The organism is Streptomyces sp. NPDC046379 (assembly GCF_055587785.1).
On the sequence record NZ_JBVJFP010000004.1, the window covers coordinates 183745 to 196506 of the forward strand.

Below are 12762 nucleotides of genomic sequence, written 5' to 3' on the forward strand. Positions count from 1 at the left end.
GAGTGCCATGACGAACGTGTCGACGGCGACGGACAGTTGGGTACGGCGGTTCCATCCCGCCGACACGGCCGGGACGCGCCTGGTCTGTTTTCCGCACGCCGGCGGTTCGGCCAGTTACTACTTCCCGGTGTCCCGGGCGCTGTCGCCCGCGGTCGACGTGCTGGCGATCCAGTACCCGGGCCGCCAGGACCGGCGCACCGAGCCGTGCCTCGACGACGTCGGGGAGCTCGCCGAGCGGGCGACCACCGCGCTCGGCCCCTGGACCGACCGCCCGCTGGCGCTGTTCGGCCACAGCCTGGGCGCCACGCTGGCGTACGAGGTGGCGCTGCGGCTGGAGGCGGCCGGCACGGGCCCGGTGGAGCTGTTCGCCTCCGGGCGCCGGGCCCCGTCACGGCACCGTGACGGGCGGGTGCACCTCGGCGACGACGACAGCCTGATCGACACCATCAGGCAGCTCAGCGGCACGGACCCGAGGGCGCTGGAGGACGAGGAGCTGCTGCGCATGGTGCTGCCCGCGATCCGCAGCGACTACAAGGCGGCGGAGACGTACCGGCACCGCCCCGGGCCTCCGCTGTCCTGCCCGATCACCGTCCTCACCGGCGACCACGACCCGGAGGTCACCCGGGACGAGGCCGCGGCCTGGTCGGATCACACCACGGACCGGTTCTCCCTGCACGAGTTCCCCGGCGGCCACTTCTATCTCAACGCCCACGCCGCCACGGTCGTCTCCCTGATCCGCACCCACCTCACGCGGCGCTGACCACCGGGCCGGGCGGGCCGGACCCCGGGGAGCCGGCCCGGCGCCCGCCGTGCCGGCGGGACCGCCGCCGCGCTCGCGGCCGGCCGCGCCGCCCGGCGTTCACCGTGACGCACCCCGGCCGTGCCCGCGGCGCTCGCCCGTGGGGGCGGGGCCGGATATCCCGGCCGTGCCCGGGGACGCTCGGTCAGTAGCCCGGCGCCTTCGCCAACTCCTCTCGGCGGGCGGCGATTTCCGGCTGGTACACCTGCTCGTCCCAGTCCTCGGGCGCAACGGGCGCCAGAGCGATGGAGATCACCCGCTCCTCGACCTCGAACGCCTCCTCGACGGCGGCGGTCACCCGCTCCACCAGGCGGGACCGCTGCTCGGGGGTGAGGTTCTTCGGGAAGTGCTGAATGGTGACGTGCGGCATGAGAGCTTCCTTATGATCGGGCGGGGACCGCGGGTGCGCCGGGCCCCTCGCGTGACCGGCCCGCACCCGGTCGGGTCCGCCTTCCGGGGCGTCCGTCCGACGGTACGGACGCGGTCGGTTTCCGGCGGTGTTGCAGACCCCCGCAATCGATGCAGTGCGGTGACCCGAACCATGGGCGGCGTGGCCTTCGCCTCCGGAGGGTGCCAGATTCACGGCTGTGCAGAACCCGATCCGGAGGGCCCCGTGACCCCATCATCCGCCGGCCGTGTCGTCGGCTCGCTCGACGAACTCGTGGGCAACACCCCGATGCTGCGGCTGAGCCTGGCCGGGCTGCCCGCCGACGCGCGGGTGCTGGCCAAGCTGGAGGCGGCCAACCCGCTGTCCAGCATCAAGGACCGGGCCGCCCTCTACATGCTGCGCGCCGCCGAGGAGTCGGGCGAGCTGCGGCCCGGCGGCACGGTGATCGAGTCCACCTCGGGCAACACCGGCATCGCACTGGCCGGCCTGGCCGCCGCGCGGGGCTACGCGTGCCGGATCGTGCTGCCGGACAACGCCTCCATGGAGCGTGTGCTGACGCTGCGGATGCTGGGCGCCGAGGTCGAGTTCACCGACCACACCCTCGGTTTCGCCGGCTGCGTGGAGCGCGCCGAGAAGCTGCACGCCGACACCCCCGGTTCCTGGTACGCGGGCCAGCACCTGAACGCGGCCAACCCGCGCGCCCACTACGAGACGACGGGCCCGGAGATCTGGCGGGACACCGGGGGCCGCGTCGATTACCTGGTGTGCGGCGTCGGCACCGGCGGCACCCTGACCGGCATCGCGCACTGTCTCCGGGAGCGGAACCCGCGGCTGCGGGTCGTGGCGGTGGAGCCCGCGGGCTCGCCCCTGCTGTCGGGCGGTGAGCCGGGACCGCACCGCATCCCCGGCCTCAACGGCGGGTTCACCAGCCCGGTCACCGACGTGGCGGCCGTCGACGAGGTGATCGTCGTGGACGACGAGGACGCCGCGGCCACCACCCGCGCCATCGCCGCCTCCACCGGGCTGCTGGTCGGCATCTCCGCGGGCGCCGCCGCGTACGGCTGTGTGGAGCTGGCCCGCCGGCACGACCTGGCCGGCGCCACGGTGGTCACCGTCTTCCCCGACTCCGGCGAGCGCTACCTCAGCTGGTGGCCGGAGGTCCGGGAAACTCCCGAGGCCCCGGAGTCCCCGGAGGCCGGAAACGGATCGGAACGGACCCATGAATCCTGAGCGTTCGCTGCTGCTCGTCGGCGCCACCGACGAAACCGTCGCCAAGGCGAAGCGGTTGGGGCTGCACGTCCTGCTGCTGCAGCATCCCACCAAGGTCAGCGCCGAGCAGGAGCGCCTCGCCGACCTCGTGGAGGTCGTGGACTACACGCGCTGGGACCTCGTGGAGCCGATCGTCCGGCGCCTGTGGGACTCCCCCGGGTTCGCCGCCGCGACCTCGATCACCGAGCCGGGCCTGGAGAACGCGGCCCGCGTCAACGACCTGTTCCGACTCGGCGGCACCGGTTACGAGGTGACCCGGCGCTTCCGCGACAAGGTGGTGATGCGCGAGCACCTGGCCGCCCTGGACCCCGACGCGGTACGCGCCCGGCCGCTGCGCGAGCGCCGGGACCTGGACGCCTTCGGGCAGGAGTGCGGCTACCCCTTCATCGTGAAGCCGACCGACGCCACCGCCAGCATCGGCGTGCACCGCCTGGAGGGGCCCGGCGACGCCGACCGGGTGTGGGAGGCGGTCCAGCGGCTGTCGGGGACCAGGACGGACCGGGTCTCCACGCTGATGCTGCTGCAGGACTTCCTGATGGAGGAGTACCTCGACGGCCCCGAGTACAGCGTGGAGTCGTTCAGCTCGGCGGGGCGCCACGTCGTCGTCGCGATCACCGAGAAGTTCACCGACCCCGCGCACTTCGCCGAACTGGGGCACGCGGTGCCCGCCCGGATCTCCCCGGCGGTCGACGCCCAGGTCCGCGAGGCCGTCGTCGGGTTCCTGGAGCGGCTCGGCATCCGCGACGGCGTCTGCCACACCGAGATACGGATCGGCTCGCGCGGCCCCCGCGTCATCGAGAGCCACAACCGGATCGCCGGCGACGGCATCACCGACCTGGTGCACAGCGTCTACGGCATCGACACCGTCACGCTCGCCCTCGCCGCGCCGTTCGGGCTGGCCGAGGAGCTGCCGGAGCGGCCCGAGCCGCGCGGCGCGGCGGCCGTGCGGTCGCTGGTGGGCCGGCCCGGCGACATCGTGGAGTCGGTGGAGGGCGTGGCCGAGGCGGAGGCGCTGCCCGACGTGCTCGCGGTGCGCGTCGGCGCCAGGCCCGGCGAGACGGTGCGTCCGCTGCGGGACAACTGGGACCGGCTGGGCCTGGTCGCCGTGACCGGCGAGGACACCGCCGCGGCCGTCCGGCGCGGCGCCGAACTCATCGGCGGCGTGGTGAAGGTGCGGGTGAAGGACGCGGACGGCCGGCCGGGCCTGGCCGAGGCCGCCCCGGTGAGCGACCGGACGGTGATCGAGGCATGAGCGTTCTGATCCTGCACCGCAACCCCTTCGGCCCGTTCCCGTACCGGGCGTGGCTGGACGGCGACGTGCCCGGCCTCGACGGGGGCGAGCCCTACCGCGGCGACGTCGTCGTCCTCGCCGCCCGCGACAAGATCCGGCTGGCCGGCGAGGAACCGCCGGACGGCGCCGGGCACGGCTTCACCCGCCTCGAACTCTTCGACACCCTCGACGACGAGGCGGTGCCGGAGCGCGCGCTCGCCCTCGCCGAGGAGCACGGCGTCACCCATGTCGTCGCCCACCACGAGGCGGACGTCGCCCTGGCGGCCGAACTGCGCGAGCGGCTCGGCCTCGACGGGGCGTGGAGCGCCGACGTCGCCCCGTTCCGCGACAAGGCGCTGATGAAGCGGCTGGCCGGGCAGGCAGGCATCGAGGTCGCCCCGCACACCGTGGCGGGCACCGCCGCGCAGGCCCGCGACTTCGCCGAACGGCACGGGTTCCCGGTCGTGCTCAAGCACCGGTCGGGCTACAACTCCGTCGGACTGCGCATCCTCGCCGACCGCGACGAGCTTCAGGCGTGCCTCGCCGAGGCCTACGGCGACGGCTCGCGCGACGACCTGCTGGTCGAGGCGTACGTGCCCGGGCGGATGTGCCATGTCGACGGCCTGGTGGTGGACGGCCGTACGGTCGCCGCCTGGCCGTCGCAGTACCAGTACGACCTGGCCTCGTTCGGGGCCGACCCCGGTCCGCGGGTCGATCTGACCCTGGACGTGGACGACCCGCTCACCCCGCGGCTGCTGGCGCTGATCGAGCGGACCCTGGCCGCACTCAAACCCGAGGGCTCCCGGCTGCGCACCCACGCCTTCCACGCCGAGGTCTTCCACACGCCCGACGACCGGCTCGTGCTGTGCGAGATCGCGGGCCGGTCGGGCGGCGCAAAGATCCGGGAGGTGTTCGAGACCCTCTTCGGCATCCGGCTCGCCGTGCACGTGACCCGGGCCGAGGCCGGTCTCCCGCTGCCCGCGATCGAGGGCGTGCCGGGCGACGGGGCGCCGCTGCGGCCTCGCTGCATGTCCGGTCAGGTGCTCACGATGAAGCGGCCCGGACTGGTGCGCTCGCTGCCCGCCGTCCCGGACGAGGAGTGGGTGAAGGGCTTCTGGCTGTTCGCCGAGGAGGGGCAGGTGATCGCCCCGGCCGCGGGCTCCGCCGACTTCCTCACCGCGGCGGTGGGCTCGGCCCCGACCCGTGTCGAGTGCGAGCGCCGACTGCGCGCCCTCGGCGACCGGATCATCGCCGAGACGAAGATCGTGCCGCTGCCGCAGGACCGTGCCGGGGCCGAGAGCACCAGGGAGACGCCGTGAAGGGCAAGCTGTCGTCCGTCCGTGCCAAGTACATGCTCGGCATGGTCGTCGACGCGACCGGCAGCGGCATGTACCTGCCGCTGTCGCTGCTGTACTTCCACCACGTCACCGGGCTGCCGCTGACCCAGGTCGGCGCCATCGTGACGGCCGCCTCGGTGATCGGTCTGGTGAGCAACCCGGTCGCCGGCGTGCTCATCGACCGCTTCGGCGCCCGCGCGGTGCTGGTCGGCGGCTACCTGCTGCGCGCCGCGGCGTTCTGCGCCTATCCCCTGGTCGACAACGGCGCGGTCATGTTCGCGGTGATGCTGCCGGTCGCCCTCGGCGACACCTCGTATCCGCCGGCGATCCAGTCGTTCGTGGCGGACATCGTCCAGGGGACCGACCGGGACAAGCTGCTCGCCCTGCAGCGCAGTCTGCGCAACGCCGGCATGGGCGTGGGCGGTCTCCTCGCGGGCGCCGCACTGGCGCTGGACGAGTCCGGCTTCTACTTCGTGGTGCTCGGGGCCGCCGCCGGCTATCTGCTGTCGGCCGCGCTGCTGGGCACCATTCCCGCCGGGGCGTCGGCGGGGACGGCCGGCCCCCGGGTCTCCCGCAGGGGCGGCTACCGGATGGTGGCGCGCAACCGCCCGTTCCTCGGCCTGACGCTGCTGAACATTCCGACGGCGTTCGCCTACATGGTGCTGTCCGTGGCCCTGCCGGTGTACCTGACCCGCGAACTGGACGCGCCCGTCTCGCTGGTGGGCGTCCTGTACGCGGTGAACACGGTCGGCATCGCGCTGCTGCAGATCCCGGTGACCCGGATGCTGGTCGGGTACCGCAGGACGCGCGCGGTGGCGCTCGGGGCGGTCGTCTTCGCGCTGTCGTTCGTCGTCTTCGCCGTGCTGAGCGGGCTGTCGACCGGGGCGGCGCTGATCGCGGGCGTGTTCGCGGCGACCGCCGCCTTCACCGCGGGCGAGCTGCTGCACGGCGCGACGGCCTCCGCGCTGGTCGCGCAGGCCGCGCCGGAGGAGACCCGCGGCCGTCACCTGGCGGTCTACCAGCTGTCGTGGGCGGTGCCGATCGCGCTCGCGCCCACCGTGCTCACGGCCCTGCTGTCGTTGTCGGCGACCGGGATGTGGCTGCTGCTCGCGGCGGCCACGGCGGGCTCCGCGCTGGGTGTGCTGCGGCTGGAGAAGAGCCTGCCGCCGGCCGCCGTGCACACCGTGCTGCCCGACGCCGGGCCGGCCGGCTCCACCACCAGTTCCACCAGAAAGGTTGCGTGACCCTGATGGGGATGTCCAGTTGGCGGGTGCTCGGCGACGAGGACCCGGAGTTCGCCCAGGAGGGGGCCGCGGGACAGAGCGGTCTCGTCAGCCAGTTGCGGCCGCTGATCACGGAGCTGACGAAGCCCGGCGACCTGGTCTTCGACCCGTTCGCGGGCTGGGGCACCACGCTGGTGGCCTGCGCGGCCGAGGGCCGGCGCGGCGTCGGCATCGAGATCAACCCCGCCCGGGCGGAGGAGGCGCGGCAGCGCGTCGCCCGGTATCCGGAGCAGCGCATGCTCTGCGGCGACGCCCGCAGGCCGCCGCTCGACCCGGGCACGGTGGACCTGGTCCTGTGCGATCTGCCGTACTTCGGCACGAACCTGGACCTCGCGTCGCCCGACCCGGGCCAGATGTACGCGCTGCGCGACTACGACGTCTATCTGGAGGCGCTCGACGAGTGCTTCGCGGCCATCGCCGGGGTGATTCGGCCGGGAGCCTACGCGGTCGTCGCCGTGCAGAACCGGCGGATCGCGGACCGGTTCGTGCCGCTGGCCTGGGACGCGGCACGGGTGCTGGGCCGTCATCTGACCCTGGGCGACGAGCGGGTCCACCTCTACGACTGGCCCGTCAAGGACGACGACGACCCGATGCGCACCAACCGGTCGCACGAGTACCTGCTGATGGCTCAGAAGTGACGTCCGCCGGGCCGGCCGGCGCCGCGCGGTAGGCGGCGGCGTACGCACCCCGGCCCGGCCGGCATCCGGCCCCGGCGGCAACCGCCCCTGTCCCGCCGGGCACATCCTCGTGCTCCGCCGCGTGTCCGGATATCGCCATGAGGATGCGACCGGGACGGTTCGGCGACTTGGCGGCGGCCCCGCCGCGCGTACGCCGGTCGGCGGGGCCGCGTTGAGGCGGGCGGGCGTGTCCGCGCCGCGCACGCGTCCGCGCCGGCCCGGGGATCAGTCGGGCACGAGGCCGAGCGCGTGGTCGTAGCGGGCCACCGAACTGCTCATCAGACCGGGCCAGTTTCGCACCCGCGCCCACTGCGCCGTGGCCGAGCCGATGCCGTCCCCCGGTGCGGCGAGGGCGTCGATGTGGGTCTGGGCGCTCTCCCACTCGGCGTAGTTGAGGACGCGCGTGCCGTCGGTGCCGAGGTGGAAGTGGGCGGAGATGCCCCCGGGGGCGGGCTCGGGCTCGCTCGCCAGGGCTTCGAAGACCGCGTCCACCCAGGCGCGCTGCCGCTCGGGGTCGGGTCCGTCGAACTCGACGTCCACGACGACGACGCACCCCGGGACCGGCGGGGCGGTGTCCCGACGGGGGGTGCTGCGGTAGTGGCGGTACCGCCCCAGGCGCAGCCGTTCGATGCCGGGCACGGCCGTGTCGATCTCGTCGACGCGCTCCTGCCGTTGGGTCTTCGCGAACGCCTCGTACGCCTCCTCGCTCGCCCACTGCGAGTGGTGCAGCAGGGTGCTGCCGTCGTGGCCGGTGTAGACGTGGTAGCCCCGCAGGTCGCGGGCGGGCCAGGGGCGGCGCTCCCAGGCCCGGGCGATGGCCTCGACGGCCTGCCGCTGCCGCGAGGGACCGGCGACACGCCAGGTACTGAAGAAGGGCGCCCGGACGTCCGGCCGGCCGAGGTCGGGATGGGTGTCGGTACGTCGGGTCATGCGTCCTCCGTCGATCGTGATCGTTCGGTTCAGACACCACCGTCGGACCTCGACCGCGGTTGAGGTCAAGCCCGGACATCAGACCGCGGGGTACGGCTGCCCGGCGGCCACCGCGCTCGTCGGCACCGCCCCGCCGTCGGACCGCACTTGACCGAAGGGCCGCCCGCAGTGGGCCGGCACCCCCCGCGGCGCCGGGTTCTCGGCCGGCGCGGGGATCGGCGCCGGCGGCGCGGGCACCTCGGCGTCGACGACGGGCACGGCGCGCGGTTCCCCGCAGTGGGCGAGCATGGACGCGAAGATCACGGCGACCTCGAGTCCGCGTTCGGCTGCGCATCGTCGTCAGCCGCAGTTGCGGGCTCCCGAGATGAAAAACTGCCCACAGTCACTCTGAGCCGTTATGACGCGCAGGTGGACCGCTTGCCTGCCGAGTCCTCTAGGAGAAACCAGTGAAGATGCTGATCAACGTCCCGGAGACCGTGGTCGCCGACGCGCTGCGGGGGATGGCGGCCGCCCATCCCGAGCTGACCGTGGACGTGGAGAACCGGGTGATCGTACGGCGGGACGCGCCCGTCGCCGGGAAGGTGGCGCTGGTTTCCGGTGGGGGCTCGGGACACGAGCCGTTGCACGGCGGGTTCGTGGGCCCCGGGATGCTGTCGGCGGCCTGTCCGGGTGAGGTGTTCACCTCGCCCGTGCCCGACCAGATGGTGCGTGCCGCGGCGGCCGTGGACAGCGGGGCCGGGGTGCTCTTCGTGGTGAAGAACTACACCGGCGACGTCCTCAACTTCGACATGGCGGCCGAACTCGCCGAGGACGAGGGCATCCGGGTCGCCAAGGTCCTGGTGGACGACGACGTCGCGGTGGACGACAGTCTCTACACGGCGGGCCGGCGCGGCACGGGGGCGACCCTGTTCGTGGAGAAGATCGCGGGGGCGGCGGCCGAGGAGGGGCAGCCGCTGGAAAGGGTGGAGGCCGTCGCCCGCCAGGTGAACGCCAATGCGCGCAGCTTCGGCGTGGCGCTGGACGCCTGCTCCACGCCCGCCAAGGGCAGCCCGACCTTCGATCTGCCGCCGGGCGAGCTGGAGTTGGGCGTCGGCATCCACGGCGAGCCGGGCCGGGAGCGGCGGGCGATGATGACCTCGCGGGAGATCGCCGACTTCGCGGTGGACGCGGTCCTGGAGGACCTCAATCCCCGCAGCCCCGTCCTGGTCCTGGTCAACGGCATGGGTGCGACGCCCCTGCTGGAGCTGTACGGCTTCAACGCCGAGGTGCAGCGGGTGCTGGCCGAGCGCCGGGTCGCCGTCGCCCGCACCCTCGTCGGCAACTACGTCACCTCCCTCGACATGTCGGGCGCCTCGGTCACCCTGTGCCAGGTCGACGAGGAGCTGCTGCGGCTGTGGGACGCGCCGGTGCGCACGCCGGCCCTGCGCCGGGGCATGTGAGGTCGCCCCGGTCATGGGTTCACGAGTACCTACCACGCGAGGAGTTCCTGTGCTCGACGCCGACTTCTTCCGCCGCTGGATGACGGCGACCGCCGCGTCCGTGGAGCGTGAGGCGGAGCGGCTCACCGCCCTCGACTCGCCCATCGGCGACGCCGACCACGGCAGCAATCTGCGGCGCGGGTTCGCCGCGGTGCGCGCCGCCCTGGAGAAGGAGCCGCCCGGCACGCCCGGTGCGGTGCTGACGCTGGCCGGGCGGCTGCTGATCTCGACCGTGGGCGGCGCGTCGGGCCCGCTGTACGGGACGCTGCTTCGCCGGACCGGCAAGGCCCTCGGGGACGCCCCCGAGGTCGGGGCGGAGCAGTTCGCCGAGGCGCTGCGGGCGGGCGTGGACGCGGTGATGCAGCTCGGCGGGGCGGCGCCGGGCGACAAGACGATGATCGACGCGCTGGCGCCGGCGGTGGACGCGCTCGGTGAGTCGTTCGACGCGGCGCGGGCGGCGGCCGAGCGGGGCGCGCTGGCGACGACGCCGTTGCAGGCCCGCAAGGGACGGGCGAGCTATCTCGGGGAACGCAGCATGGGCCACCAGGACCCCGGCGCGACGTCGGCGGCCCTGCTGATCGCGGGGCTCGCCGAGGCTGCGGGCGGGAGCACGGGCGCCGAGGCTGCGGGCGGGAGCGCCGGTGACGAGGAGGCGGACGATGAGTGACGGGACGATGGTCGGGATCGTGCTGGTGTCGCACAGCGCGCAGGTCGCCGCGTCGGTCGCCGACCTGGCGAAGGCGCTCGCGGGCGGCGGCGCGGCGGTGCCCGTGGCGGCGGCGGGCGGCACCGGGGACGGAGGGCTCGGCACGAGCGCGGAGCTGATCTCCGCGGCGGCCGCGTCCGTCGACCGCGGCGCGGGCGTCGCCGTCCTCACCGACCTCGGCAGCGCCGTCCTGACGGTGAAGGCGCTGCTCGCGGAGGGCGACGAACTCCCGGCGGGGACCCGGCTGGTGGACGCCCCCTTCGTGGAGGGCGCCGTCGCCGCGGTGGTCACGGCCGCGGCGGGCGCCGACCTGGACGCGGTGGCGGCGGCAGCCGGGGAGGCGTACGCCTACCGGAAGGTCTGAGTCTCGGGGGGAGCGGGACGGCCGCCGTCGACGAACGCGCGCGCCAGCCGCTCCCCCTGCGTCTCCGCGGCCTCCCGGCTCTCGATCGGATCGGCCTCGGAGTCCTTGAAAACGATGTAGGTGACGCCGGAATCCGTGCCGCCGGCGTGCGGGTCGGCGGGGATGCCGAGTGCCTCGGCGGCGGCGTAGGAGGCCTCGCCGATGACGTCGGCCGGGCCGGTGTCGCCGACGACGGCGTAGCGCACCCGGTCGCGGTAGACGAGCGCGGCGACCGAGCCGCCGCGCACGGCGTCGTCGCGGTGGTTCCAGACGCCGCTCGGCGCGGGCACGACGACGAAGGGCAGGGTCTCGGCGTCGAGCGGGCGGCCGTCGGACTGCGCGGAGGACGTGCCGGCGGAGAAGTACGGGTCCGTGCGGCTGTTGCAGCGGGGACCGGGCCTGCCGTCGCAGTCGATGTCCATGTCGGCCTTCCAGTGGACGGCCTCCGGGGTCCCGCAGACGGGAACGGTGGCGGGCCGGCCGGCGTCGGTGCGATAGAGGCCGTTCGAGACGGGGTCGCAGTCACGGACCCGGGCGAGGAGGTCCGCAGCGGTGACGGAACGTTTCTTCGGAGGTTCGCCGTCCCGCCCCGAGCGATCACCGCGCCCGACGTCGGCGGCGCGGACGAGGTGTTCACGGGGGAGATGCGGCCGTTCGTGCCCGGCGGCACGGGCGGCCGCCTCGGGCGGGGCGGCCGGGACGGGGGCGGGAGGCGGCGTCGCCGGGGCGAGCAAGGCGGCGCTCGCCGCGGCCAGCGTGAGGGAGGGGACACGCACGATGAGGCACTCTCTCCTGGGCGTCACGGACGGGAACCCAGTCAAACCGATGATGTGCCGATCATCGCGGCGGCGGGGCAGGGCCGGATGGTGCATGTTCGCGGGCGTCCGCCAGTGACCGGGAGACGGGCCTGCGGCGGCTCCGTCCTCCCGGCCACCCGGGCCGGCGCGGGATCAGCGACGACAGCGGTCCGCGCCATCGGCACGAACTCCCCGTATCCGACGGTGAGTTCGGCCGTGAGGTCTTCAGCATACGTAACGGTGCGGCAGGTTCCGCACATCCGCCCTCTTGATGTGAGCGTGACAGTGTGGCCATATTGGTCCGGACCAATGCGGAGGCCGCCCATTCCGCTCCTTCCGCCCCCCGTCCGTGTCCGCCCGTCCCCGTGGAGGCCGAGCCGTGCGACGCGCCCCCGTCCCTCTCCCGCCGCCCGCCACCGCCGCCCTCGTCTGCGGTGCGCTCGTGCTGCTCACGTCCTGCGGCTGGGGCGGGCGGGCCGACGGCGCCGAGCCCGCGCCGCCGGGTGCGCCCACGGGGGTCACCGCCCAGGCGGGCAGCGCCACCACGGTCCACGTCATGTGGAACGCGCTCGGCCCGGAGGTCGACCGCTACGAGGTGTACCGGGGCCGCGAGAAGGTGAAGGAGGTGCCCGGCGACGAGCACATGGTCGACGTGACCCGGCTGAAGCCCGCCACCGCGTACGTCTTCACGGTCCGCGCCCGCGACGCCGACGGCCGGCTCGGGCCGAGCAGCCGCGCGGTGCGCGCCACGACGCCGGCGGCGGTCGCGGCGGACGTCTCGCCGCCCTCCCGGCCGGGCGGAGCGCGGGGGCGGGCGGCCGGCAGCCGTGCCGCACAGCTGTCCTGGACCGCCTCGACGGACGACCGGGGCGTGGCGTCGTACGACGTCTACCAGGGCGCGACGAAGGTGCACAGCGTGGGCGGCGGGCAGACCGCGGCGGTCGTCACAGGGCTGCGGCCGGGCACGCGCTACGCGTTCACCGTCCGCGCGCGGGACGCCGCGGACAACGTGTCACCGGCCAGCACGGCCGTCCGGCTGACCACCCCGCCGGGCGCGGGGGACGGGCGGGACACCGCTCCGACGGGGTTCCGCGCGGGGGTCCGCCGCGCCGACGGGGCGTACTACCTCGAACTGTCCTGGACGCCGCCCCGCACGGACGGGGTGATCACCGAGTACCAGATCCAGCTCGACGGGGCTGCGGCCACCTCGCTGGTATGGGGCGGGACGCCGCCGCGCGGGCGGGCGGAGCACAGCTTCTACGTGGGACGCGAGGACGGGGTGCGCCACCGGGTGCGTGTCCGGGCCAAGCTGCCGGACGGGACCTGGGGCGGCTTCACTCCGGAGCGCACCGTGACGACGGGTGCCGGCGAACGACCGTAGCCGGGCGGGCGCTTCCCCCGAAGGGGGCAATCCGTCACCCGCAC

14 protein-coding genes are annotated in these 12762 nt (G+C 74.4%); 10 read left to right on the top strand and 4 right to left on the bottom strand.

All coding sequences use genetic code 11. The features are described from left to right. The first annotated feature begins 7 nt into the window (after nucleotides 1–7). Nucleotides 8–760 (top strand): thioesterase II family protein, encoded by a 753-nt coding sequence (locus ACZ6KF_RS09905; protein ID WP_469159345.1) that lies wholly within the window; start codon nucleotides 8–10, stop codon nucleotides 758–760. Between the two features lie 184 nt (nucleotides 761–944). On the opposite strand, the gene ACZ6KF_RS09910 is transcribed toward ACZ6KF_RS09905, so the two are convergent. Beyond that, nucleotides 945–1169, bottom strand: coding sequence for a tautomerase family protein (locus ACZ6KF_RS09910; protein WP_356636336.1), 225 nt, complete (start codon nucleotides 1167–1169; stop codon nucleotides 945–947). Nucleotides 1170–1412: 243 nt separating this feature from the next. Here ACZ6KF_RS09910 and ACZ6KF_RS09915 point away from each other — a divergent pair, with 243 nt between their 5' ends. Genes ACZ6KF_RS09915 through ACZ6KF_RS09935 form a run of 5 tightly spaced genes read left to right on the top strand, consistent with a single transcriptional unit; the run spans nucleotide 1413 to nucleotide 6984 of the window. Then, on the top strand, nucleotides 1413–2417 hold the full coding sequence (locus ACZ6KF_RS09915; protein WP_356636338.1) for a PLP-dependent cysteine synthase family protein: 1005 nt from the start codon (nucleotides 1413–1415) through the stop codon (nucleotides 2415–2417). Beyond that, the gene (locus ACZ6KF_RS09920; protein ID WP_469159346.1) at nucleotides 2407–3708 is read left to right on the top strand and encodes an ATP-grasp domain-containing protein; all 1302 of its coding nucleotides are present in this window, start codon (nucleotides 2407–2409) and stop codon (nucleotides 3706–3708) included. Before ACZ6KF_RS09915 ends, ACZ6KF_RS09920 begins: the two co-directional genes overlap by 11 nt. Beyond that, complete coding sequence (locus tag ACZ6KF_RS09925; RefSeq protein ID WP_469237983.1) at nucleotides 3705–5045, top strand: ATP-grasp domain-containing protein; 1341 nt, start codon at nucleotides 3705–3707, stop codon at nucleotides 5043–5045. The genes ACZ6KF_RS09920 and ACZ6KF_RS09925 overlap by 4 nt, the downstream gene beginning before the upstream one ends. Then, nucleotides 5042–6307 (top strand): MFS transporter, encoded by a 1266-nt coding sequence (locus tag ACZ6KF_RS09930; RefSeq protein WP_356636344.1) that lies wholly within the window; start codon nucleotides 5042–5044, stop codon nucleotides 6305–6307. Before ACZ6KF_RS09925 ends, ACZ6KF_RS09930 begins: the two co-directional genes overlap by 4 nt. 5 nt (nucleotides 6308–6312) lie before the next feature. Then, the gene (locus tag ACZ6KF_RS09935) at nucleotides 6313–6984 is read left to right on the top strand and encodes a TRM11 family SAM-dependent methyltransferase (RefSeq protein ID WP_469237985.1); all 672 of its coding nucleotides are present in this window, start codon (nucleotides 6313–6315) and stop codon (nucleotides 6982–6984) included. A 264-nt stretch (nucleotides 6985–7248) separates the two neighbouring features. On the opposite strand, the gene ACZ6KF_RS09940 is transcribed toward ACZ6KF_RS09935, so the two are convergent. Together ACZ6KF_RS09940 and ACZ6KF_RS09945 are read right to left on the bottom strand one after the other, a co-directional pair. Continuing rightward, nucleotides 7249–7953: an antibiotic biosynthesis monooxygenase gene (locus ACZ6KF_RS09940; RefSeq protein ID WP_469159349.1), complete on the bottom strand. Its 705-nt coding sequence runs from the start codon at nucleotides 7951–7953 to the stop codon at nucleotides 7249–7251. 78 nt (nucleotides 7954–8031) lie between these two features. After that, the gene (locus ACZ6KF_RS09945; RefSeq protein WP_469237987.1) at nucleotides 8032–8256 is read right to left on the bottom strand and encodes a hypothetical protein; all 225 of its coding nucleotides are present in this window, start codon (nucleotides 8254–8256) and stop codon (nucleotides 8032–8034) included. 143 nt (nucleotides 8257–8399) lie between these two features. Here ACZ6KF_RS09945 and dhaK point away from each other — a divergent pair, with 143 nt between their 5' ends. From dhaK to ACZ6KF_RS09960, 3 genes are read left to right on the top strand one after another with little or no spacing between them, the layout of a single operon-like run. After that, the gene (gene dhaK / locus ACZ6KF_RS09950; protein ID WP_356636350.1) at nucleotides 8400–9392 is read left to right on the top strand and encodes a dihydroxyacetone kinase subunit DhaK; all 993 of its coding nucleotides are present in this window, start codon (nucleotides 8400–8402) and stop codon (nucleotides 9390–9392) included. 49 nt (nucleotides 9393–9441) lie between these two features. Next, the gene (gene dhaL, locus ACZ6KF_RS09955) at nucleotides 9442–10098 is read left to right on the top strand and encodes a dihydroxyacetone kinase subunit DhaL (protein WP_469237989.1); all 657 of its coding nucleotides are present in this window, start codon (nucleotides 9442–9444) and stop codon (nucleotides 10096–10098) included. Next, nucleotides 10091–10501: a PTS sugar transporter subunit IIA domain-containing protein gene (locus ACZ6KF_RS09960; RefSeq protein WP_356636354.1), complete on the top strand. Its 411-nt coding sequence runs from the start codon at nucleotides 10091–10093 to the stop codon at nucleotides 10499–10501. Before dhaL ends, ACZ6KF_RS09960 begins: the two co-directional genes overlap by 8 nt. Here ACZ6KF_RS09960 and ACZ6KF_RS09965 read toward each other — a convergent pair. After that, complete coding sequence (locus ACZ6KF_RS09965) at nucleotides 10486–11316, bottom strand: glycoside hydrolase family 75 protein (protein WP_469237991.1); 831 nt, start codon at nucleotides 11314–11316, stop codon at nucleotides 10486–10488. The genes ACZ6KF_RS09960 and ACZ6KF_RS09965 overlap by 16 nt on opposite strands. Nucleotides 11317–11716: 400 nt before the next feature. Here ACZ6KF_RS09965 and ACZ6KF_RS09970 point away from each other — a divergent pair, with 400 nt between their 5' ends. Then, nucleotides 11717–12718, top strand: coding sequence for a fibronectin type III domain-containing protein (locus ACZ6KF_RS09970; RefSeq protein ID WP_356636358.1), 1002 nt, complete (start codon nucleotides 11717–11719; stop codon nucleotides 12716–12718). Nucleotides 12719–12762: the final 44 nt, after the last annotated feature.